A 21,645-nucleotide genomic window follows, 5' to 3' on the forward strand; every position below is an offset into this window, starting at 1 on the left:
TTTGTGTAAATATGCACATATTGTTGAGCTGCGTGAAACCAATGCCCATCGAACCTGACGACGAACGCCGCATCACCCTGACCGTGCTCAAGGCCGCCTTACAGGCCATGGGGAGCGTCGCTGCGCGGAACATGGAAATTCTCCTGCATGACCTCGAGCAACCGGAGCGATCCGTCATTGCAATCGTCAACGGGCACTTGTCTGGCCGTCGCATCGGCAGCCCTATCCTGGCAGCCCCCGAGCAGGACCAAGGTTTCAAGGCGCTGATGCAGGCCACGGCCGACCAGCGCGGCAGTGAGCCCATCGTGCTGCCGGATTACCCCACGCAACTGAAGGGTCGAAGCCTGCGAAGCGCGACAGCCATTTTTCGTGACAGCAATGGCAAGGCATTTGCCAGCCTGTGCATCAACACCGACGTCACCGGTCTGGACGCCGCCATGGCGTTTCTGCAGCAGTTCCAGCCACTGGGCGCGGTGCCCGTCACTCAGGAGGCCGCGGACATCGAGGTGCTGATGGCCGACATAATGCAGGCCGCACTGCAGCGCAGCGGCCAAGGCCGCATGACCAAACAAGCCAAGATCGACGCCGTGCGGGTGATGCAGGAGCGCGGGCTGTTCATCGTCAAAGGCGGCGTGGAAAAAGCCGCCGCCGCCCTGGGTGTGACCCGCTACACCATCTACAACTACCTCGAACAACTGCGCGGAGCCAGCCAGTGACCTTGCACATCCCCACCCCTTTGATCGAATCGCGCCCGTTGTCCCAGGCCTGCGGCAGCAATGTGTGGCTGAAACTCGACGCCCTGCAACCCAGCGGCTCGTTCAAGCTGCGCGGCGTGGGCCATGCCTGCGAAGTGCACCACGCCCGGGGGGCCCGTCGCTTCGTGTCATCGTCGGGGGGCAATGCAGGCCTGGCGGTGGCTTATGCGGGGCGCAAGCTGGGCGTGCCGGTGACCGTGGTGGTGCCAGAGACCACCACCGAGCGGGCGAAAGAACTGCTGCGCCAGGAAGACGCCGAGGTGATCGTCCACGGCAGCGCCTGGCACGAGGCCAATGCCCTGGCGCAAACGTTGGTAGGCGCCGATGCGGCTTTCATTCACCCGTTCGATGACCCCTTGCTGTGGGCCGGCCATGCCAGCCTGGTGGATGAGGTGGCGCAAACCGGCTTGAAACCTGATGCCGTGGTGCTTTCGGTGGGCGGCGGCGGGCTGTTGAGCGGGGTGGTCGAGGGGCTGCAGCGCAATGGGTGGGTGGATGTGCCGGTAGTGGCGGTAGAAACCGAAGGTGCCGCGTCGCTGCATGCCGCTATGCACGCCGGCCACCCCGTGGAGTTGCAGCAGCTCACCTCTATCGCCACGAGCCTGGGCGCGAAGCGGGTGGCCGATCAGGCGTTGACCTGCACCCGGCAGCATCCCGTTGTCAGCCAGTTGGTCAGCGACAACCAAGCCGTGCAAGCTTGCCAGCAGTTCTTGCACGACCATCGCCTGCTGGTGGAGCCGGCCTGCGGTGCCGCCCTGGCGCTCGCCTACAGCGCCCAGGCGCTGGCCGCGTATCGCACTGTACTGATAGTGGTGTGCGGCGGCGCCACAGCCACGCTGGCGCAGATACAGGCCTGGGCTGCTGCAACCCGGCCTCAGTGATAAAAAAGCCCGTGGCAAGCACGGGCAACTGAGCAGCAACGCAGTAACCTGTGTTTCATCCCTTTTTCAGCGCCTGTTCCTTGTGCATGGCCAGGTGCCCGGTCTTGTCACTCTTGACCTCGTATTGCGGCTCGTCCTTGGAACAATGGCGCTGGCGCCCGCAGAACTCCACATCCTGGGTATGCACCTTCACCACAGTACCGTGGATGGTGCCGGCTTCTGAATTCCACTGCACCTTGTCACCTGCCTTGTATGTGTGACTCATCGGATTCTCCTGACTGCAGGCTTGGCACGATTGAGATCGTCATATCCAGTTGTTTTACTGAGCCCGCTGTCAGCCAAAAAATTCCTTCGCACTGGTCATACCCGGACGAAATGCGATTGCACCCTTTCGGTCTGCAGCAAGTGAAGGCACAATGCGTGTCCTTTTTTTGGCCGGCCTGGCCGGGGGCCTCTAAATGATCAAAACGCCGTACTACCTCATCGACAAAATCAAGCTGCTCGGCAACATGGAGAAGATCGCCTACGTGCGCGAACACTCCGGTGCCAAGGCGCTGCTCGCCCTCAAGTGCTTTGCGACCTGGTCGGTGTTCGACCTGATGCAACAGTACATGGACGGCACCACCTCTTCGTCGCTTTACGAGCTCAAGCTCGGGCACCAGAAGTTCGCCGGCGAAACACACGCCTACAGCGTGGCGTGGGCGGACGACGAAGTAGAGGAAATGCTGGAGAACTGCGACAAGATCATCTTCAACTCCATCGGCCAGCTGCAGCGTTTTGCTGCTCAGTCCGAAGGCAAGGTGCGCGGGCTTCGCGTGAACCCGCAGGTCAGCAGTTCCGACTACGCGCTGGCCGACCCGGCTCGCCCGTTCAGCCGCCTGGGCGAATGGGACCCGGCGAAGATCGAGCAGGTGATCGAGCAGGTCTCGGGCTTCATGTTCCACAACAACTGCGAGAACGGCGACTTCAGCCTGTTCGACAAGATGCTGTCGCACATCGAACAACGCTTCGGCCACCTGTTGCACAAAGTGCAGTGGGTGAGCCTGGGCGGCGGCGTGCACTTCACCGGTGAAGGCTATGCACTGGACGCGTTTTGCGCACGCCTGAAGGCGTTCTCGGAAACCTACGGCGTACAGGTCTACCTGGAGCCGGGTGAAGCCGCGATCACCCAGAGCGCCTCGCTGGAAGTGACTGTGCTCGACACCTTGTACAACGGCAAGCACCTCGCCGTGGTCGACAGCTCGATCGAAGCACACATGCTCGACCTGCTGATCTACCGCCTCAATGCCAAGATGGCGCCCAACGACGGCGAGCACACCTACATGGTTTGCGGCAAGTCATGCCTGGCCGGCGATATCTTTGGCGAGTACCAGTTCGACCGCCCATTGGCCATCGGCGACCGCCTGTCGTTTGTCGACGCGGCGGGCTACACCATGGTCAAGAAGAACTGGTTCAACGGCCTGAAAATGCCATCCATCGCGGTCAAACAACTCGACGGCAGCGTCGAGGTCGTACGCGAGTTCGGTTTTGAAGATTACGTTTCCAGCCTGTCGTAAGACGGGCACAGCGAGTAAGGAGCAACAGGTAAATTGAAGAAGAACGTTCTTATCATTGGTGCAGGAGGTGTCGCCAAGGTGGTGGCCCACAAGTGCGCGCAGCATAACGACGAACTGGGTCGTATTGCCATCGCGTCACGGAACATCTCCAAATGCCAGGCCATCATCGACAGCGTCAAGGCCAAGGGTAGCCTCAAGGTACCCGCCGACATCCAGGCCTTCTCGCTCAATGCCCTCGATGTCGAGGCCACCAAGGCCCTGATCCGCGAGACCGAGTCGCAGATCGTGATCAACGTAGGCTCCGCCTTCCTCAACATGTCGGTGCTGCGTGCCTGTATCGATACGGGTGTGGCCTATCTGGACACCGCCATCCACGAAGAGCCGGGCAAGATCTGCGAGACCCCGCCGTGGTACGGCAACTACGAGTGGAAACACCTCGAAGAGTGCCAGGCCAAGAACATTACTGCCATTCTCGGCGTCGGTTTCGACCCGGGTGTGGTGAACAGCTACGCCAAGCTGGCGCAGCAGCAATACTTCGACCGCATCGACTCGATCGACATTCTCGACGTCAATGCCGGTTCGCATGGCAAGTACTTCGCCACCAACTTCGACCCGGAAATCAACTTCCGCGAGTTCACCGGGCAAGTGTGGAGCTGGCAGAACAGCCAGTGGACCAGCAACACCATGTTTGAAGTCAAGCGCACTGACGACCTGCCGGTGGTAGGGTCGCAGAACCTGTACCTGACCGGTCATGACGAAGTGCACTCGATCTCGAAGAACCTCGACGTGCCAAACGTGCGTTTCTGGATGAGCTTCGGCGAGCACTACATCAATGTGTTCACGGTGCTGAAAAACCTTGGCCTGCTCAGCGAGCAACCCGTCAAAACCGCCGAAGGGCTCGAAGTGGTGCCGCTCAAGGTGGTCAAGGCCGTGCTGCCAGACCCGGCCTCGCTTGCCCCGGGCTACACCGGCAAGACCTGCATCGGTGACCTGGTCAAAGGCACCAAGGATGGCCAGCCGCGGGAAGTCTTCATCTACAACGTGGCCGACCACGAAGAAGCCTACGCCGAAACCGACAGCCAAGGCATTTCCTACACCGCAGGCGTACCGCCGGTGGCAGCTGCCTTGTTGGTGGCCCGTGGGGAGTGGGATGCCAAGCGCATGGTCAACGTCGAAGAGCTACCAGCAGAGCCGTTCCTCAAGGCGCTGGACGTGATGGGCCTGCCAACCCGCGTCAAGGATGAAAAAGGCGACCGTCCATGGGACGCTGAAGCCTGAGCAACACCCAGGGGGCGCCAATAAGGCGCCCCTTTCTTTTGGCCGCCATCAGTGCGCCCCTTCGCACCCGCCTCACCTAGGTCATATTAAGTAAACAACGCTGTGCCATGTTCTGACGGTGTTCTCGCCTTGGGGCTGTCAGATGAAAGTGTCGGTGTTCGGTACCGGATACGTTGGCCTTACCCAGGCCGTGTGCCTTGCTCAGGTTGGGCATACGGTAATGTGCATGGATGTGGATACGGACCGGGTTCAAGCCCTCGGCCAGGGTAGTTGCCCACTGTTCGAGCCAGGCCTGCCGGCCATGCTCCAGCACAACCTGGCATGCGGGCGCTTGCAGTTTACTGCCGATGCTGGCCAAGCCACCCACCACGCTGCTGTTCTGTTCATTGCGGTCGGCACCCCTGCCCTGGCCGACGGCAGCGCAGATTTGGCCCAGGTAATCAGCGTTGTCGATAACATCGTCGAGCACGCCGTCGGGCCTAAGGTGATCGTCAACAAATCCACCGTACCGGTCGGAACGGTAGACCTCATCAAAGCGCGCATTGGGCAAGCCGTGAGCGATGCCGGCCGCTTTCAGGTGATCAGCAACCCCGAGTTCCTGAAGGAAGGCTCTGCGGTAGACGACTGCATGCGCCCAGAGCGCATCATCATCGGCGGTGCAGGGCCAAACGCGCTTGCCCTGCTGCGCGAGCTCTACCTGCCGTTCAGCCGCAACCGGGAAAAACTGATGGTGATGGACGCACGCAGTGCCGAAATGAGCAAATACGCGGCGAACTGCATGCTGGCCACGAAAATTTCTTTCATGAACGAAATGGCCAGCCTGGCCGAGCACCTGGGTGCCGACATCGAGATGGTGCGCCGGGGCATAGGCTCCGACTCGCGTATCGGCTACGACTTCATCTATGCGGGCTGCGGGTTTGGCGGTTCGTGTTTCCCTAAAGACCTGCAGGCCCTGCGCCACAGTGCAGAGCAGGCAGGCTTGCAACCGCAGATCCTGCAAGCTGTTGAGCAGGTGAATGAACGGCAGAAAGGCCTGCTCTTTGCCAAGATCCAACAGCATTATCCAGCAGGTATTGGCGGCAAGGTGTTTGCGGTATGGGGGCTGGCGTTCAAACCCAATACCAATGACATCCGCGAAGCACCTAGCCGCGTGCTGCTGGAGGCACTGTGGGCCGCAGGGGCCCGTGTACAAGCACACGACCCGCAGGCCATGGATGATATCCACCGGTTGTACGGCGCTCAACCCCACCTCACCTTGGCAGCCAGCAAGGAGCATGCGTTAGCAGGCGCTGATGCGTTGGTGATCGTCACCGAGTGGCAGGACTATCGGGTCCTCAACCTTGAAACAGTACCCGGGCAACTGGCCGATCGTGTGGTATTCGATGGTCGCAACCTGTACGAACCCGAACACATGGCCAGCGCCGGCTTGACGTATTACGGCATTGGGCGTGGAGAACGGGTGTCTGCATTCGGCTCTTGATGAAAAGCGTCCGTTTCTGACCAATTTTGTCGGATTTCTTACAGGCGGCTGTCAGGACGCTTGCAATCCGCCCCAGCCCTAAATACTGTATGAATAGTCAGTATAAAGGGTCAGCGCCATGCAACTCATTGCCAAACTCGGCATTCTTGCCGATGCCGCCAAATACGATGCGTCCTGCGCCAGCAGCGGTGCGCCCAAGCGAAATTCGCGGGGTGGTGACGGCCTTGGCGCAACCAATGGCATGGGCATCTGCCACAGCTACACGCCCGACGGCCGCTGCGTATCGCTGCTGAAAATATTGCTGACCAATTTTTGCCTGTACGACTGCCAATACTGCGTGAACCGCCGCTCCAGCAACGTGCCCCGCGCACGCTTCAGCCCCGAGGAAGTGGTACGCCTGACGCTGGATTTTTACCGGCGCAACTGCATCAGCGGCTTGTTCCTGAGTTCCGGCATCATTCGCTCCGCAGACTACACCATGGAACAGCTGATACGGGTTGCGCGGCTGCTGCGCGAAGAACACAGCTTTCGCGGCTATATCCACCTCAAGACCATCCCCGACGCCGACCCGCTGCTGATTGAAGAAGCCGGCCGCCTGGCGGACCGCCTAAGTGTGAATATCGAACTGCCAACGGACGAAAGCCTCCAGCGCCTGGCGCCAGAAAAGCATGCGCACACCATTCGCCAGGCCATGGGGGTGATCCACCAAGGGCAGCAGGCGGTGGCGAACGAGCCGAAAGCGCCACGCTTTACGCCCGCCGGTCAAAGCACCCAGGTTATCGTGGGAGCAGACAGCACCGATGACAGCACCTTGCTGCGCAATGCCGAATCGCTGTACCAAGGCTATGGGCTCAAGCGTGTGTATTATTCCGCCTTCAGCCCTATCCCCGACAGCCCGGGCAGCGTACCGCTGGCGGCGCCGCCATTGCTGCGTGAGCATCGGCTGTACCAAGCCGACTTCCTGTTGCGCGGTTATGGTTACAAGGCTGGGGAGCTGCTGGGCCAGGCCGGGAACCTGGCCCTCGATATCGACCCCAAGCTGGCTTGGGCCCTGGCCAACCGGGAGGTATTCCCGTTGGACGTGAACCGTGCCGAACCCGCCCTGCTGGCACGCATCCCGGGGATAGGCCTGCGCAGCGTACAACGCTTGGTAGCGCTGCGGCGAGAGCGGCGCATTCGTTACGACGACCTCATTCAGCTGCGCTGTGTGCTGGACAAGGCCAGGCCCTTCATCGTCACCAGCGATTACCGCCCAGCCCAGGCCGACTTGCGCAGCGGGCTATTGCGCGCCCGCCTTCGTGAACCTCAAGCACCCGTGCAGATGGGGCTGTGGGGGTGATAGCGCTGGATTGCGACAACCTGTTCAGCACCTGGCGTTCGCAGGCGCGTATGCTGTTGAGCCACGGCGTCGATCCTTCGCAGGTCACCTGGTCCCAAGGCCCGGTGGCTGATCTGTTGGCAGAGGCAGTGGCGCTACCTGAAGTTCAGGGGCCGTTCCGCGCATCCATCCCCGCTGCCTTGCTTGGCCAGCTGGAGCAGGCCTCCCGTTATCACGGGGAACAGCGCTGGAATTTTCTGTACGAGGTGCTGTGGCGCGTGGCCCACGGCGACCGCACCGCCATGTTGGCGGGTGATCGACTGGGCAGTGAACTGCACCGGCGCATCAAGCAGGTGAGCCGCGAGGCGCACCATCTGCATGCGTTTCTGCGCTTCGTACCCCTGCCAGAATCATTGGTGGGCCCTTTGCAACTGGACCTGGTGGCCTTCCATGAGCCGGCACACGATATTCTGCAAAGCGCCAGTGGGCATTTTGCAGACCGGCTGGGGCGCTTGCGCTGGTTGATCGCAACACCCCGGGACGGCATTCGGTTCGATGGGCAGGCGTTCGATTATCAAAGGCAGTGCCCTGCGCTATGGCAGCAGTGGGCGCGCAATGCTGATGACCCAGGCGCCGAACTGTGGCGTACGTATTATCGCCATACGTTCAACCCAGCCAGGCTCAACCCGGATGCCCTGCGCTTGCACATGCCAGGCCGGTTCTGGCGGCATCTGCCGGAGGGCATGCTCATTCCCCAGCTTGAAGGCCTGGCGCGGCAAGGTAAACAGCGGGATGGGCAGGCTCAGGAAGTGGCGGCCCAGGGCGGGAAAACGATCAGCGCCATGAAGCGTGGGGTATTGGCCGCTAAGCCTCCGGCTCAGTGACTGGCACCGGCTTCGCCGGTGGCTGCGACCTCCCTGGGCGAGCAAATGTTTTCCATGAAATCTTGAAGACGACGCAATCCGTGTGGAAGCGGGTTTACCCGCGAAGCAGACAACGCGGTGTGTGGCACCGGCTTTGCCGGTGTTCGCGGGCAAGCCCGCTCCCACAGTGATTGCGCTAACTTGTAGATTGTTGTGGAAGACAGTTGCTCCCACAGGTTGCCCCACTGCTAACTCAACAAATAAAGCCGGCTTGCTGGCAATGCAGTGCAGCGCGGCCCGCCAGCCTCAACCGAACAACCGCTCCAGGCAGCCAATACGCTTCTTGTACACGCGGCGCGCCTCCAGTGCCTGGTCCATGGTCACAGCCAGAAACCGTGCCTGTTGGTTGGGTTGCATCTGCCCCACCAGGTCCAGGTCAGCACTGATCACCGTGCCGATCATGGCATAGCCCCCGCCAGACACCGCATCGCGGTGCAGAATGATGGGCTCCAGCCCTGCCGGCACCTGGATCGAACCGATGGGGTAACAGCTGTCGACGATGTTGGACGGGTCAGACCCTGCGCCGAAGGGCTGCTCCCGCGGCTCGAAGCCCAAAGCGCCGCCCCCTTTGTAGCGGTAGCCAATACGGTCAGCCTCGGAGCCTACCGTCCAGGCGTCCGTGAAAAACCGGCGGGCCGCTGCCTCGGTCAACCGGTGGTAGTAGAGCCCCGGCACCACCCGCAGCACCACCTCGCCCCCCAACGCCTGGCGCAGAGCCATGGGCAGGCTGGCATTGACGCGGCCCTTGCCGCTGGGTACGCCCACCGCAAGGCCGTCCCCGGCCATCAGCTTGCGCCCCTGAAAACCGCCCAGGCCACCCAACGCGTAAGTGGAGCGGCTGCCCAGCACTTCAGGTACATCGATGCCACCGGCCACTGCCAGGTACGCCCGGGCGCCCGCCGTCGGGAAGCCAAACCGCAGCACCTGCCCGGCACGCACGGCGAACGAGGTATCGGGGCGCTGCTCACGGCCGTCGACCAGCACGGCCATCTGCGCACCACACACTGCCACCAAAGCATCCTGTACAAACTCAAGTTCAGGCCCCACCAACGCGCATTCGATGCAGGCGGCGCCAGCCGGGTTGCCCACCAGGTGATTGGCGGCCCGCAAGGCGTACTGGTCCAGCGCACCCGACGGCGGAATGCCCAGGTGATAGAACCCCTCGCGCCCCAGGTCTTGCACAGAGCTGGCCAGGCCGGGTTTGAGAACCTTGATCATGCCAGTGCCTCCTGCAGCGACTTGGGGTACCCCGCGGGGTCTGCCAGGAAGGCATCCAGGGAAAACGCCACCGGGCGGATGCGCAGATCGAAAATCCCTTGCTCCACCTCCGCCACCGCCTGGTCGTACGCGGCACGGTCCATGGGTTTGAACTGCACGATGTCACCGGGGCGGAAAAACACCATGTGCTCCTTCAAATAGCCAAGCGCTTGCTGAGGGTCATAGATGGGCGCGGGCGTGACGCCGAACATCTGATAACCCCCTGCCCCACGTACCGAATAGATGCAACCGAAGCAGCCACCGTGGCCCAGGGTAAGCCTGGGGGTGTCGGTGCGCGGGCGCAGGTACTTCGGCACCTGTAATTGCCGCTCGCGCTCCACCATCTGGAACATGAACGGCAGGCCCGCCACAAAGCCGACCATGGACACGAACCAGGGCGCACCGCTGTGGGCCTCTATAAACGCATCCACCCCCTGCAGGCCATTGATCCGGGCAGCGTATTCGAGGTCAGTGCTGTCTGGGTCTTGATGGCGGTCGCGAAAGCGCATCAGGGTTTCGTGGGTCCACGGGTCGTTGTACAGCACCGGAATTTCGATGATGCGGGTGTGCAGCGAGCGTTCGGCAATCGCCTGGGCCTCGGCACCCTGCACGGCGTGCAGCAGGGCCTGCGGCGCGATGCGGTCCGGGTCGAAGCGGATCTGGAACGAGGCGTTGGCCAGGCAGATGTCCAGCACACCGTCTAGGGCAAGGCGCTCCACCGCACGGGTGATGGCCATGCCTTTGAAAAAGGCCTCGAGCGACATGCTGTCGCTCACTTCGGCGAACAGGTGCTCGTCAGCGCCGAAGCTGTAACGGACGGGGGTTGAAGTGAGCGATTCGGCCATGACTGTTCCTTTTTTTGGAGTCTTTGTAGAAAGGCAGGCAAAAGCAACTGTGGCAGGCTCCGGCTTGTGTGCGCTGGCTGGCCGTGTTTTCTAGCGTGGCGCACGCACTTCGATGCCTGCGACCCTCAACGCTTCACGGGTAGCTTCAACCAGGTCCAACGCCCCAGGCGTGTCGCTGTGCAGGCAGATGGAATCGAATGCGATTGCCAGGTCCTGGCCTTCAACAGTTCGCACAATACCCTGCTGGCAGGCCCGCACCACGCGCTCGGCCACGGCTGCAGGTTGCAATGCGCGAACATTGCGTGTGAACACGATCGAGCCGCTCGCATCGTACTCGCGGTCGGCATAGAACTCGCGAATCACAGGCTGGCCGAGCTGTTGAGCGACACGGCAGATTGCCGAGCCCGGCATGCAGTACAGCAGCAGGGTTGGCTCGACCGCCTGCAGGTTCTGCACCAGTAACCGCGCGGCTTCTTCGTCCCGTGCCAGGTGCATGTACAGCGCCCCATGGGGCTTGACGTGCTGCAGGCTTACGCCCTGGGCGCGGGCGATTTCACGCAGAGCCCCTAGCTGGTAAAGGATGTCGTCCACCAGTTCCTGAGCCGTGGCGTTGATATGGCGGCGCCCAAAGCCAACCAGGTCGCGAAACCCCGGGTGCGCCCCAACCGCCACCCCAAGCGCCTTGGCCCGGGCAACAGTGCGGCGCATGGTGCCTGGGTCTCCGGCATGGAAGCCGGTCGCGATATTGGCCGAGCTGATGTGCGTCATCAGTTCGTTGTCCACGCCGTCGCCGATAGTCCAGGGCCCGAACCCTTCACCCATGTCGGAATTGAAGTCCACCACCTGCATAAGCCTGCCTCCCGGCACTTGTGACTGCATGCCTGCCACGGTAGATTCCTACCACCCCCTTGGGAAGATCTATAAACAGAGGGGGTATCTTCGGAAAATCAGATACCCGTGGAGCTGTAGGCTTGTCCCTTACCTTGCGTCAGGTTCGCTATTTTGTGGCCACCGCCGAAATCGGCCAGATCTCTCAGGCTGCCATCCACCTGAATATCTCGCAGTCCGCCATCACCACCGCCATCAAGGAACTGGAGGCGCTACTGGGTACCCTGCTGTTTCAGCGCTCTGTCCAGGGCATGAGCCTGACCGAGGCCGGGCGGCACTTTCTCAACCGTGCCTACGGGATTCTGCGCAGCGTAGACGATGCATTGAACAGCCCGCTGCCGGATGGGCGCGCCAGCGGCTTGCTACGCCTGGCGGCCAGCTACACCGTCATCGGCTACTTTTTGCCCCATCACTTGCAGCGCCTTGAGCACTGGCACCCCGACGTCACCCTGGAACTCTACGAACAGGAGCGCAGCGCCATCGAGCACGGCCTGCTCGATGGCCGCTTCGACATGGCCGTCGTACTCACGGCCAACCTCACCCACCCGGACATCGTCTCTGAAACCCTGTTCAACTCCGAGCGCCGGCTATGGTTGCCCGGGCAACACCCCTTGTGCGAGCGCTCGGCGGTGAGCTTGGAAGACGTGGCAGGCGAACCCTTCATCCTGCTGACGGTCGATGAAGCCGAGCACAGTGCCATGCGTTACTGGAAGCAAGCCGGCCAGCGGCCCAACGTACGGGTGCGGACCAGCTCGGTAGAGGCCGTGCGCAGCATGGTTGCCAATGGCAGCGGCGTGGCGATTTTGTCGGACCTGGTGCACCGCCCTTGGTCACTGGAAGGCAAGCGCATCGAGACGTTGACCATCAGCAACCCGGTGCCACCCATGAGCGTGGGCCTGGCCTGGCACCGCGAGCGCGCCTTCAGCCCGGCCATGCAGGCTGTGCGTAATTACTTCCGCGATGCCTTCCTGGCGCCACAGCAGTTGGCAACGCGGCGCTGAGGGCAAACGCGCATACAGGCCGAACGTTCCGCGTGCGTCGCCGTCATAACCTGAGCCGGTGCCGACACGCAAAGAGGACGCGACATGACCCAACCCGACCCGTCATACGTCAAATGGCTTGAAGAGCGTTCCATGCTCAAGGCTTCCCAGGAACGTGCCAGCCTGTATTCCGGGCAGTCGCGGCTTTGGCAGCAACCCTATGCCGAAGCGCAGCCCCGCCGCGCTACCGAGATCGCCTCGGTGTGGCTGACCGTGTACCCGGACGCGATTATCGCGCCTGAAGGTTGTTCGGTACTGGGCGCACTGGCCCACGAGGCGCTGTGGAAGCGCCTGTCAGAAATCGGCATACAAGGTGTGCATACCGGCCCCATCAAGCGCTCGGGGGGCATTACCGGCCACGAAGTCACGCCGAGCATCGACGGCAACTTCGACCGCATCAGCTTTGATATCGACCCGCTGTATGGCAGCGAGCAGGAAGTGGTGCAGATGAGCCGCATGGCCGCCGCCCACAATGCGGTGACCATCGACGACCTGATCCCCTCGCACACCGGCAAGGGTGCGGACTTCCGCCTGGCCGAGCTGGGCCTGGCGCCCTACCCCGGTCTCTACCATATGGTCGAGGTGCGCGAGGAAGACTGGGACCTGCTGCCGGAAGTACCCACAGGGCGCGACTCGGTCAACCTGCTGCCAGCGCAATGCGACGAGCTCAAGGCCCGTCACTACATCGTCGGGCAACTGCAGCGGGTGATCTTCTTCGAACCCGGCGTCAAGGAAACCGACTGGAGTGCTACCCCACCCATTACCGGTGTCGACGGCAAGACCCGCCGCTGGGTATACCTGCATTATTTCAAGGACGGCCAGCCCTCGCTGAACTGGCTGGACCCAACCTTCACCGCCCAGCAGATGATCATCGGCGATGCCTTGCACGCACTGGATTGCCTGGGCGCACGGGGTTTGCGCCTGGATGCCAATGGTTTTCTCGGCGTTGAAACCCGCGCCACCGGCACCGCCTGGTCAGAAAGCCACCCCTTGTCGATCGTCGGCAACCAGCTGATCGGCGGCATGATCCGCAAGGCGGGCGGCTTCAGCTTCCAGGAACTCAACCTGACCCTCGACGACATCGCGCAGATGTCCAGCGGCGGGGCCGACCTGTCCTACGACTTCATCACACGGCCCGCCTACCAGCACGCCCTGCTAACCGGCGACACCGAGTTCCTGCGCCTGATGCTCAAGGAAATGCACAGCTTCGGCATCGACCCGGCCTCGCTGATACACGCCCTGCAGAACCACGACGAACTCACGGTAGAGCTGGTGCATTTCTGGACGCTGCATGCTCACGACATGTACCTGTACAAAGGCCAGACGTTGCCTGGCAGCATCCTGCGCGAACACATACGCGAAGAAATCTACGAACGGCTGTCTGGCGAACATGCGCCCTACAACCTGCGCTTTGTCACCAACGGCATTTCCTGCACCACCGCCAGCCTGATCACGGCGGCTCTGGGCATTCGCGACCTTGAAGACCTGAGTGCCGATCAGCTGGAGTGGGTGCAGAAAGTGCACCTGCTGCTGGTGATGTACAACGCCATGCAGCCAGGCGTGGTGGCGATTTCCGGCTGGGACCTGGTGGGTGCCCTGCCACTGCCGGCAGAAGCTGTTGCTGAACGCATGACCGATGGGGACACGCGCTGGATCCACAGGGGCGCCTACGACCTGGCGGGGCTTGACCCGGAGGCCCAGGCGTCGGTGCGGGGCATGCCGCGTGCCCGTGCCCTGTATGGCAGCCTGGATGAGCAACTTGCACGCGACGACTCCTTCGCCAGCAAGGTCAAGAAACTGCTGGCGGTGCGCCAGGCCTATGGCATCGCCACCAGCCGCCAGGTGCTGGTACCCGACGTCACCACGCCCGGGCTGCTGGTCATGGTGCACGAGCTGCCCGCCGGCCGGGGTATCCAGATAAGCGCCTTGAACTTCAGCCAGCAGGTAATCGCCGAAGAACTTCAGCTGGCCGGTTTCACACCGGGGCCCGTGGTGGACATGATCAATGAGACCGTCGAGGGCGACCTCACCGAAGACGGCCGCCTGATGGTGAACCTGGACCCGTACGAGGCGCTGTGCCTGCGTATCGTCAACAGCACCGGGCACGTCTGAACCCCGGGCAACTTGCTTTTACGACGCTACAGGCATAGCGTGCGGGGGTTCCCAACCGTGCCCAGGAGCCCCCATGTACACCGGCATCGTCCAGGCCGTGCGCCCTTTGCTTGATGTGACCCGTCACCCAGGCCACAACCAGTTCACCATCGACCTCACCCCTGCACTGCTGGACGACCTCAAGGTCGGCGCCAGCGTGAGCGTCGAGGGCACCTGCCTTTCCGTCACCGACATCGACGGCACCCAGGTTCGCTTCGATGCCATGACCGCCACCCTCGAACGCACCAACCTGCGCACCTTCGTTTCAGGGCAACAGGTCAATATCGAGCGTTCGGCAAAAATGAACGCGGAGGTCGGCGGCCACTTGATGGCGGGTCATATCGCCACCACTGCTGAAGTGGTCGAGCTCTGTATTGCCGAGAGCGGTGCCTTCGTGCGTTTCCGCATGCCGGCCGAGTGGGGGAAGTACGTATTCGCCCGGGGCTTCATCGGCGTGAATGGTTGCAGCCTGACGGTGGCCGATATCGACGACAACGTAGTCACGATCAATCTGATCCCGGAGACGCTGCGGCAAACCACGTTCGCCCGCTACACGCCCGGCGACCTGCTGAACATCGAGGTGGATCACCACACCATGGTGCTGGTGGATGTGGTTGAACGCACCATCAAAAGCACCCTCGCCCGCGAAAACCTGCTGCCCTGAGGCCTGCCCATGCTGCCTTACGCTCCAACCGCACGCACCGCCAGGCGCCTGCGCTTGCAAGTCTTGCGTGGCCGCGTAGGCCTTGGCCTGGTGGCTGGCCTTTCGGTGCTGGCGGGCATGACCGATGCGATCGGCCTGCTGGCGTTGGGCGACTTCGTGTCGTTCATGAGCGGTAACACGACCCGCCTTGCTGTCGCCATCAGCGAGGCAGACGCGGGCATGGTGCTGCGCCTGAGTGGCGCGGTGCTTGGGTTCGTGGCCGGGAATGCCCTTGGCGTGATGCTGGCGCGCGGATGCCGACGCCGTGCCTGGCCAGTATTGGTGGTGGTCGCCGGGTTACTGGCGTTTGCCGCAGCCTGGCCGTGGCCGGCTACATTCCCTGCTCTGCTCGCGGCTACCCTGGCCATGGGCATGATCAACGCAGTCGTGGAACAGGTGAACGGGCTGCCCATCGGCCTGACGTATGTGACCGGGGCGCTGTCGCGCTTTGGCCGTGGCCTGGGGCGCTGGCTGCTTGGGGAGCGGCGCAACGGCTGGCGGGTGCAACTGGTGCCGTGGGCGGGGATGTTACTGGGCGCAGCATTGGGGGCATGGCTGCAGAAACACCTGGGCCTGCAGGCTCTGGCAGGCAGTTGTGCCTTGACCTGCCTGCTGGCCCTGGTGTCGCTGTTCATACCGCGTTCATGGCAGCGGGGCTATATGCCCCACTGATCAATCGATGCGCGGGTGTTGCTGCACCAGCAGCTTGCGCTTGGCTTCCAGCTCGGCGATCTGGGTGTCGATGTCCTCGATCTTCTGCTCGATATTGTCGTGGTGCTCCTGCAGCAGCTCACGGGCCTCACCAATATCCGATGCCGCGGGTGCGGCGCCACGCAGAGGCTTGTTGGCGGTTTCCTTCATGGTGATGCCGGTTACCAGGCCGATCACCGCGATGACCATCAGGTAATAAGCCGGCATGTACAGGTTACCGGTGCTTTCCACCAGCCAGGCTGCCAGGGTGGGCGTAACGCCCGCAATCAGCACCGAAATGTTGAAGGCGCTGGCCAGGGCGCTGTAACGGATGTGCGTGGGGAACATCGCCGGCAATGTCGACGCCATTACGCCGATGAAGAAGTTCAGCAACACCGCAATCAGCAGCAGGCCCGCGAAGATCAGGCCAAGCACGCCACTGGTAATCAGCATGAAGGCCGGGATGGCCAACACGAACAGGCCGATGCTACCCACGATGATGAAGGGACGGCGGCCGACCTTGTCGCTGAGCAGCCCGATGATCGGCTGCACGAACAGCATGCCCACCATGATCGCGATAATGATCAGTACACCGTGGTCCTCACTGTAGTGCAGGTTGTGGGACAAGTAGCTGGGCATGTAGGTCAGCAGCATGTAGTAGGTCACGTTGGTCGCGATCACTACCCCGATGCAGGTGATCAGGCTACGCCAGTGCTTGGTTGCCACCTCCTTGAACGACACCTTCGGCCCCGAGGCCAGGCCTTCACGGTCACCTTGCTCCAGTTTTTCCACGTGTTGCTGGAACGCCGGGGTCTCTTCCAGCGCATGGCGCAGATAGAGGCCGATAATGCCCAGCGGCAGTGCCAGGAAGAACGGCAGGCGCCAGCCCCACTCAAGGAACTTCTCTTCTCCCAGTACTGCGGAGATCATCACGACCACGCCGGCACCCAGTACAAAGCCGGCGATGGAACCGAAGTCCAGCCAGCTCCCGAGGAAGCCGCGCTTGCGGTCGGGTGCGTACTCGGCAACGAAGATGGACGCGCCGGTGTACTCACCGCCTACCGAGAAGCCTTGGGCCATCTTGGCCAGCAGCAACAGTATCGGCGCCCATATGCCAATACTGGCGTATGACGGTATTAGGCCGATGGCAAAGGTACTGAGCGACATGATGACGATGGTGGCTGCCAGCACTTTCTGCCTGCCAAGCCGGTCCCCCAGGGCACCGAAGAACAGCCCGCCCAGCGGGCGGATCAGGAACGGCACCGAAAAGGTGGCCAGTGCTGCGATCATTTGCACGCTGGGGTCGGCGTTGGGGAAAAACACCTTGCCCAGTGCATAGGCGACAAAGCCATAGACCCCGAAATCGAACCACTCCATCGCGTTGCCGAGTGCTGCGGCCGTAATGGCCTTGCGCATCTTGGCGTCGTCGACGATGGTGATGTCCTTGAGGCCGATTGGCTGGACTTTTTTCTTGCGAGACTTCATTTGTGTATCCCTGACGGTGACTGCTCTATGCCATCAGATACAAAGGGACACTAAATAATTCAGCGCTTAGTGATTTTTTGTGCAGGGTGCGGCGCTCGGTCTTCCACGCGCCGCACCCGTCAAGAAGAACATCTCCCAGCCAAACCGCCTGGACGACGCTTGGGTCAAATACCTTGCAACGCCAAATCCATCGCAAAATACGTAAGGATCACATCCGCACCCGCGCGTTTGATGGCGCCGATGCTCTCGCGCACCACCCGGCCTTCATCGATCGCCCCAGCCAGGCCACCGAACTTGATCATGGCGTATTCCCCGCTCACCTGGTAGGCGGCCAACGGCAAGCGTGACGTCGCACGGATGTCGGCGATAACGTCAAGGTAGGCACCGGCTGGCTTGACCATCAACACATCCGCCCCTTCCTGCTCGTCCAGCAGCGATTCGCGCACCGCCTCACGGCGGTTCATGGGGTTCATCTGGTAGCTCTTGCGGTCGCCCTTCAGCGCCGTGCCGCCCGCCTCGCGGAACGGCCCGTACAGCGAAGAGGCGAACTTGGTGGAATAGGCCATGATCCCCGTGTCATGGAACCCGGCGCCGTCCAGGGCGCTGCGGATCGCCTGGACCTGCCCGTCCATTGCAGCGGAAGGTGCAATGAAGTCGGCGCCCGCGGCGGCAGCGATGACGGCCTGCTTGCCCAGGTTGGCAATGGTGGCATCGTTGTCCACGCCATGGTCGTGCAGCACACCACAGTGGCCATGACTGGTGTATTCGCAGAAGCAGGTGTCGGACATCACTACCATTTCCGGCACGGTGTCCTTGCAGATGCGCGACATACGAGCCACCAGGCCGTTTTCGTTCCAGGTGTCGCTGCCAACCTCGTCCAGGTGGTGGGACACGCCAAAGGTCATCACCGAGCGGATGCCGGCGCGGGCATAACGCTCGATTTCCTGGGCCAGCCGTTTTTCAGGGATACGGTTAACCCCTGGCATCGTGCTGATCGGCACGAAGTCATCGATACCTTCTTCAACGAAGATCGGCAGGATCAGGTCTTCGAGACGAAACTCGGTTTCCTGGAATACAGTGCGCAGCGACTCGCTCTGACGCAGACGACGGGGGCGAACGGACGGAAAACGGTTGGACATGACAGCTCCAGGGAATTTGAACGGCGTATACCTTATGCCTGCGGCGGCGCAGTGAAAAGGCCAAATGACGAGTTATTGCCCTGCGTCAAAGGCAATGATCGCAGGGCGCAGTTTCAACGCATCCAGGGTGGGGTTGGCTCTTCGGCCTTGGGCGCGCCCTGCTCGGCCTCGGCACGCGGCTCGCGGCGGCGTGCGTCGTCCAGCCGCGCGGCGTCGATCTCGCGCATCACACCTGCAACGTCTGCCGCCTGTTCCTCATCTTCAAATACCCCGGTCAGCAGGCTGTCCGGGCGCAGTTCGCCGGCTTCGAACAAGGCCCACATTTCCTGGGCATAGCGGGTGGCCTTGAGTTCCGGGGCGAAACGGCCGAAGTAATGGGCCATGTTGGTCACGTCCCGCTCCAGCATGCTGAACGCGTGGTTGTTGGCCGCCGCATCTACCGCCTGGGGCAGGTCAATGATCACCGGGCCGTCGGGGCCCAGCAGCACATTGAATTCCGACAGGTCACCGTGCACCAGGCCTGCGCAAAGCATCAGCACGATCTGACGGATGACGAACCCATGGTAGTCGCGCGCCTGGTCAGCTTCGAGGTGCACATCGTTCAGGCGTGGAGCCGCATCGCCATCGGCATCGGTCACCAGCTCCATCAACAGGACGCCGTCCTGGAAGTCGTAGGGTTTAGGCACCCTTACCCCGGCGCCCGCCAGGCGGAACAACGCGGCCACTTCAGCGTTCTGCCAGGCATCTTCCGCCTCCTTGCGCCCGTACTTGCTGCCCTTGGCCATCGCGCGGGCCTGACGGCTGTTACGCACCTTGCGGCCTTCCTGGTACTCGGCGGCCTGGCGGAAGCTGCGCTTGTTGGCTTCTTTATAAACCTTGGCACAGCGCACCTGGGTGCCACAGCGCACCACGTACACGGCCGCTTCCTTGCCACTCATCAACGGCCTGAGTACCTCGTCGACCAGGCCATCTTCGATCAGGGGTTCGATTCTTTTAGGGGTCTTCATCAGGCTGTGTTCGGGTCCTGGCTGTATTGCCGTACATCCTCTCACAGCCAGATTCCAGATGCTTGCCTGTGTTCACGGGGGCAGCGTGCACCTGAGCGTGCCAATGGCGCTAGATGAATTATTCTTAAATCGCCGGCCAGCTATTATTTGGCACAATCATGTCTCTATCTGGATGCCCGGGAACCCGCATGCCTCGCGTACTCACCATCGAAGACGACGCCGTCACCGGCCAGGAAATCGTCGCAGAACTCAACAGCCACGGCCTGGAGGTGGATTGGGCCGACAATGGCCGTGAAGGGCTGGCCAAGGCCATTGCCGGCGGCTATGACCTGATCACCCTGGACCGCATGTTGCCAGAAGTAGACGGCCTGACCATCGTCACCACCTTGCGCAACCTCAAGATCACTACGCCCATTCTGATGATCAGCGCCCTGTCCGATGTGGACGAACGGGTGCGCGGGCTGCGCGCAGGTGGGGACGACTACCTGACCAAGCCGTTCGCCTCCGACGAAATGGCAGCACGGGTCGAGGTGCTGCTGCGCCGCAACAGCGTGCCCCTGACCGAGACCCGCCTGCAGGTCGCCGACCTGCAGCTTGACCTGATCAGCCATGAAGCCCGCCGTGGCGAGCAGGCGCTCAACCTGCTGCCGACCGAGTACAAGCTGCTGGAATACCTGATGCGCCACAGCGGCCAGGTGATTACCCGCATGATGATCTTCGAAGAGGTATGGGGCTATCACTTCGACCCCGGCACCAACCTGATCGACGTGCACATCGGCCGCTTGCGCAAGAAAATCGACATGCCAGGCCAATCGCCACTGATCCGGACCGTACGGGGCTCCGGCTATGCCATTGCTGAACCCGTCTAAAGGCTGGAGCTCGTCCACCAGCCGCCTGCTGGCGCTTTACAGCTTCCTGTTCGTGGCCTGGAGCAGCATCCTCATGGGGGTGCTGTATTTCGAGGTATCCAGCTACCTGAACAAGCTTACCCGCCACTCGATGCTGCAGCGCCAGCACCTGTTCGCCCACATGAGCGGCAAGCAGCTCGACGACGCCCTGATCGCCAGCCAGGCCTTCGAAGAGCGCAGTTTCGATGCCTACGGCCTGTTCGACACCCAGCTCAACCCACTGGGCGGCACCCTTCGCAACCTGCCGCCGGAGCTTGGGCTCGACGGCAGAATCCACGAACTCAAGCGCTGCCTGGATGCCGATGACCCACGCATGCCCCGCGACAGCTGCGATGCCGTGGCCATCAAGGTGCAGGATGGCCGCTGGCTGGTACTGGTGCGCGACAACGGCTCGTTGTTCGTGGTCACCCGCATCATCCTTCACGCGCTGCTGTGGGGCATCTCGTTAACGCTGATACCAGGTTTTGCTGGCTGGTACCTGCTCAGGCGCCGGCCACTCAAGCGCATCCGCGCCATTCAGGCACAGGCCGAACTGATCGTGGCCGGCGACCTCACCCATCGCCTGCCCCTGTCGGCCAGGCGCGACGAGCTGGACATGCTGGCCGCCATCGTCAATGCCATGCTCGACCGCATCGAACGGCTGATGCATGAGGTGAAAGGCGTGTGCGACAACATCGCCCATGACCTGCGTACCCCCCTCACCCGCCTGCGCGCCCAGCTGTACCGCATCCGCCAGCAGAGCAGCCACGACCCGGCGCAAGCCGAGGCCCTGGACCAGGCCATTGGCGAAACCGATACCCTGATGGCGCGCTTTCGGGGGCTGCTGCGCATCAGTGAGCTAGAGGACCGCCAACGCCGTGCCGGCTTCGTCGAACTCGCGCCCCACGACCTGCTGGTGGAGTTGCACGACTTCTACCTGCCGCTTGCCGAAGACGGGGGCATTAGCCTGGAGCTGCAGCAGCCGGCGCGATTGCCAGCGCTACACGGGGACCGCGAGCTGTTGTTCGAGGCGCTCGCCAACCTGGTGGGCAATGCCATCAAGTTCACCCCCGAAGGCGGCCACGTACGGCTCTGTGCCAGGCACGACGACGAGGGTATTCACTTGGGGGTCGAGGACAGCGGGCCGGGCATCCCGGAAGAGGAGCGCGCCGCCGTGTTGAAGCGCTTCTACCGCAGCGATGAAGGCCATCGCCACGCAGGCTTCGGGCTGGGGTTGTCGATCGTTGCGGCAATCGTCGACTTGCATGGCTTTGGGCTGGAAATCGGCGAAAGCGAGCTGGGCGGTGCCAAGCTGGTGTTGCACTGCCCGCTACCCGGGGTAACCCAGTAAACGGAGGGCCG

General features: G+C 62.3%; 20 protein-coding genes. 13 read left to right on the forward strand and 7 right to left on the reverse strand.

Going from position 1 to position 21,645, the window contains the following annotated elements:
* Window positions 1-41 precede the first annotated feature (41 nt).
* Together IAE36_RS04900 and IAE36_RS04905 are read left to right on the forward strand one after the other, a co-directional pair.
* Window positions 42-716, forward strand: coding sequence for a helix-turn-helix transcriptional regulator (locus tag IAE36_RS04900; protein ID WP_201210691.1), 675 nt, complete (start codon window positions 42-44; stop codon window positions 714-716).
* The gene (locus IAE36_RS04905) at window positions 713-1,636 is read left to right on the forward strand and encodes a pyridoxal-phosphate dependent enzyme (RefSeq protein ID WP_201210693.1); all 924 of its coding nucleotides are present in this window, start codon (window positions 713-715) and stop codon (window positions 1,634-1,636) included. The genes IAE36_RS04900 and IAE36_RS04905 overlap by 4 nt, the downstream gene beginning before the upstream one ends.
* 55 nt (window positions 1,637-1,691) lie before the next feature.
* Here the strand turns inward: IAE36_RS04905 and IAE36_RS04910 are convergent, their stop codons facing one another.
* The gene (locus IAE36_RS04910) at window positions 1,692-1,901 is read right to left on the reverse strand and encodes a DUF2945 domain-containing protein (RefSeq protein ID WP_201210695.1); all 210 of its coding nucleotides are present in this window, start codon (window positions 1,899-1,901) and stop codon (window positions 1,692-1,694) included.
* 193 nt (window positions 1,902-2,094) lie between these two features.
* On the opposite strand from IAE36_RS04910, the gene nspC reads away from it, so the two are divergent.
* From nspC to IAE36_RS04935, 5 genes are all read left to right on the forward strand, one after another.
* The gene (gene nspC / locus IAE36_RS04915) at window positions 2,095-3,192 is read left to right on the forward strand and encodes a carboxynorspermidine decarboxylase (RefSeq protein ID WP_201210697.1); all 1,098 of its coding nucleotides are present in this window, start codon (window positions 2,095-2,097) and stop codon (window positions 3,190-3,192) included.
* A gap of 33 nt (window positions 3,193-3,225) precedes the next feature.
* Entirely contained in the window at window positions 3,226-4,470 is a 1,245-nt protein-coding gene (locus IAE36_RS04920) for a saccharopine dehydrogenase family protein (protein WP_060483341.1), read from the forward strand.
* Between the two features lie 142 nt (window positions 4,471-4,612).
* Window positions 4,613-5,950 (forward strand): UDP-glucose dehydrogenase family protein, encoded by a 1,338-nt coding sequence (locus IAE36_RS04925; RefSeq protein WP_201210699.1) that lies wholly within the window; start codon window positions 4,613-4,615, stop codon window positions 5,948-5,950.
* 118 nt (window positions 5,951-6,068) lie between these two features.
* Window positions 6,069-7,289, forward strand: coding sequence for a putative DNA modification/repair radical SAM protein (locus tag IAE36_RS04930; protein ID WP_201210700.1), 1,221 nt, complete (start codon window positions 6,069-6,071; stop codon window positions 7,287-7,289).
* Window positions 7,280-8,152, forward strand: a complete 873-nt coding sequence (locus tag IAE36_RS04935) for a TIGR03915 family putative DNA repair protein (RefSeq protein WP_201210702.1) — start codon at window positions 7,280-7,282, stop codon at window positions 8,150-8,152. The genes IAE36_RS04930 and IAE36_RS04935 overlap by 10 nt, the downstream gene beginning before the upstream one ends.
* Window positions 8,153-8,437: 285 nt before the next feature.
* Here IAE36_RS04935 and IAE36_RS04940 read toward each other — a convergent pair whose 3' ends face one another.
* The 3 genes from IAE36_RS04940 to IAE36_RS04950 all read right to left on the reverse strand — a co-directional run bounded on the left by IAE36_RS04940 (window position 8,438) and on the right by IAE36_RS04950 (window position 11,142).
* The gene (locus IAE36_RS04940) at window positions 8,438-9,409 is read right to left on the reverse strand and encodes a biotin-dependent carboxyltransferase family protein (RefSeq protein WP_028634180.1); all 972 of its coding nucleotides are present in this window, start codon (window positions 9,407-9,409) and stop codon (window positions 8,438-8,440) included.
* A complete protein-coding gene (locus IAE36_RS04945) occupies window positions 9,406-10,293 on the reverse strand; it encodes a 5-oxoprolinase subunit B family protein (RefSeq protein WP_201210704.1) in 888 nt (295 codons plus the stop codon). Before IAE36_RS04945 ends, IAE36_RS04940 begins: the two co-directional genes overlap by 4 nt.
* 90 nt (window positions 10,294-10,383) lie before the next feature.
* Window positions 10,384-11,142, reverse strand: coding sequence for a 5-oxoprolinase subunit PxpA (locus IAE36_RS04950; protein ID WP_201210712.1), 759 nt, complete (start codon window positions 11,140-11,142; stop codon window positions 10,384-10,386).
* A 122-nt stretch (window positions 11,143-11,264) separates the two neighbouring features.
* On the opposite strand from IAE36_RS04950, the gene IAE36_RS04955 reads away from it, so the two are divergent.
* From IAE36_RS04955 to IAE36_RS04970, 4 genes are all read left to right on the forward strand, one after another.
* Window positions 11,265-12,182: a LysR family transcriptional regulator gene (locus IAE36_RS04955; protein WP_201210714.1), complete on the forward strand. Its 918-nt coding sequence runs from the start codon at window positions 11,265-11,267 to the stop codon at window positions 12,180-12,182.
* Between the two features lie 84 nt (window positions 12,183-12,266).
* Entirely contained in the window at window positions 12,267-14,333 is a 2,067-nt protein-coding gene (gene treS, locus IAE36_RS04960) for a maltose alpha-D-glucosyltransferase (protein WP_201210722.1), read from the forward strand.
* 73 nt (window positions 14,334-14,406) lie between these two features.
* On the forward strand, window positions 14,407-15,036 hold the full coding sequence (locus IAE36_RS04965; protein ID WP_201210724.1) for a riboflavin synthase subunit alpha: 630 nt from the start codon (window positions 14,407-14,409) through the stop codon (window positions 15,034-15,036).
* A gap of 9 nt (window positions 15,037-15,045) precedes the next feature.
* Window positions 15,046-15,747, forward strand: coding sequence for a YoaK family protein (locus IAE36_RS04970; protein ID WP_201210726.1), 702 nt, complete (start codon window positions 15,046-15,048; stop codon window positions 15,745-15,747).
* Here the strand turns inward: IAE36_RS04970 and proP are convergent, their stop codons facing one another.
* From proP to IAE36_RS04985, 3 genes are all read right to left on the reverse strand, one after another.
* On the reverse strand, window positions 15,748-17,250 hold the full coding sequence (proP, locus tag IAE36_RS04975) for a glycine betaine/L-proline transporter ProP (RefSeq protein WP_028634187.1): 1,503 nt from the start codon (window positions 17,248-17,250) through the stop codon (window positions 15,748-15,750).
* A gap of 164 nt (window positions 17,251-17,414) precedes the next feature.
* On the reverse strand, window positions 17,415-18,389 hold the full coding sequence (hemB, locus tag IAE36_RS04980; protein ID WP_201210728.1) for a porphobilinogen synthase: 975 nt from the start codon (window positions 18,387-18,389) through the stop codon (window positions 17,415-17,417).
* Between the two features lie 113 nt (window positions 18,390-18,502).
* The gene (locus IAE36_RS04985; RefSeq protein WP_201210730.1) at window positions 18,503-19,396 is read right to left on the reverse strand and encodes a PA4780 family RIO1-like protein kinase; all 894 of its coding nucleotides are present in this window, start codon (window positions 19,394-19,396) and stop codon (window positions 18,503-18,505) included.
* 188 nt (window positions 19,397-19,584) lie between these two features.
* Here IAE36_RS04985 and IAE36_RS04990 point away from each other — a divergent pair, with 188 nt between their 5' ends.
* Complete coding sequence (locus IAE36_RS04990; RefSeq protein ID WP_028634557.1) at window positions 19,585-20,265, forward strand: response regulator transcription factor; 681 nt, start codon at window positions 19,585-19,587, stop codon at window positions 20,263-20,265.
* The gene (locus tag IAE36_RS04995) at window positions 20,243-21,634 is read left to right on the forward strand and encodes a sensor histidine kinase (RefSeq protein WP_201210732.1); all 1,392 of its coding nucleotides are present in this window, start codon (window positions 20,243-20,245) and stop codon (window positions 21,632-21,634) included. The genes IAE36_RS04990 and IAE36_RS04995 overlap by 23 nt, the downstream gene beginning before the upstream one ends.
* Window positions 21,635-21,645 lie beyond the last annotated feature (11 nt).

It is taken from the genome of Pseudomonas sp. S36, assembly GCF_016647875.1.
Lineage (GTDB): Bacteria > Pseudomonadota > Gammaproteobacteria > Pseudomonadales > Pseudomonadaceae > Aquipseudomonas > Aquipseudomonas parafulva.

Excerpts from the sequence above, each read along its gene's own strand:
- treS (WP_201210722.1), top strand. The coding sequence starts at position 12,267 with ATGACCCAACCCGACCCGTCATACGTCAAATGGCTTGAAGAGCGTTCC.
- IAE36_RS04965 (WP_201210724.1), top strand. The coding sequence starts at position 14,407 with ATGTACACCGGCATCGTCCAGGCCGTGCGCCCTTTGCTTGATGTGACC.
- IAE36_RS04940 (WP_028634180.1), bottom strand. The coding sequence starts at position 9,409 with ATGATCAAGGTTCTCAAACCCGGCCTGGCCAGCTCTGTGCAAGACCTG.
- IAE36_RS04945 (WP_201210704.1), bottom strand. The coding sequence starts at position 10,293 with ATGGCCGAATCGCTCACTTCAACCCCCGTCCGTTACAGCTTCGGCGCT.
- IAE36_RS04995 (WP_201210732.1), top strand. The coding sequence starts at position 20,243 with ATGCCATTGCTGAACCCGTCTAAAGGCTGGAGCTCGTCCACCAGCCGC.
- hemB (WP_201210728.1), bottom strand. The coding sequence starts at position 18,389 with ATGTCCAACCGTTTTCCGTCCGTTCGCCCCCGTCGTCTGCGTCAGAGC.
- IAE36_RS04900 (WP_201210691.1), top strand. The coding sequence starts at position 42 with ATGCCCATCGAACCTGACGACGAACGCCGCATCACCCTGACCGTGCTC.
- IAE36_RS04910 (WP_201210695.1), bottom strand. The coding sequence starts at position 1,901 with ATGAGTCACACATACAAGGCAGGTGACAAGGTGCAGTGGAATTCAGAA.
- nspC (WP_201210697.1), top strand. The coding sequence starts at position 2,095 with ATGATCAAAACGCCGTACTACCTCATCGACAAAATCAAGCTGCTCGGC.
- proP (WP_028634187.1), bottom strand. The coding sequence starts at position 17,250 with ATGAAGTCTCGCAAGAAAAAAGTCCAGCCAATCGGCCTCAAGGACATC.
- IAE36_RS04985 (WP_201210730.1), bottom strand. The coding sequence starts at position 19,396 with ATGAAGACCCCTAAAAGAATCGAACCCCTGATCGAAGATGGCCTGGTC.
- IAE36_RS04990 (WP_028634557.1), top strand. The coding sequence starts at position 19,585 with ATGCCTCGCGTACTCACCATCGAAGACGACGCCGTCACCGGCCAGGAA.
- IAE36_RS04970 (WP_201210726.1), top strand. The coding sequence starts at position 15,046 with ATGCTGCCTTACGCTCCAACCGCACGCACCGCCAGGCGCCTGCGCTTG.
- IAE36_RS04930 (WP_201210700.1), top strand. The coding sequence starts at position 6,069 with ATGCAACTCATTGCCAAACTCGGCATTCTTGCCGATGCCGCCAAATAC.
- IAE36_RS04950 (WP_201210712.1), bottom strand. The coding sequence starts at position 11,142 with ATGCAGGTGGTGGACTTCAATTCCGACATGGGTGAAGGGTTCGGGCCC.
- IAE36_RS04925 (WP_201210699.1), top strand. The coding sequence starts at position 4,613 with ATGAAAGTGTCGGTGTTCGGTACCGGATACGTTGGCCTTACCCAGGCC.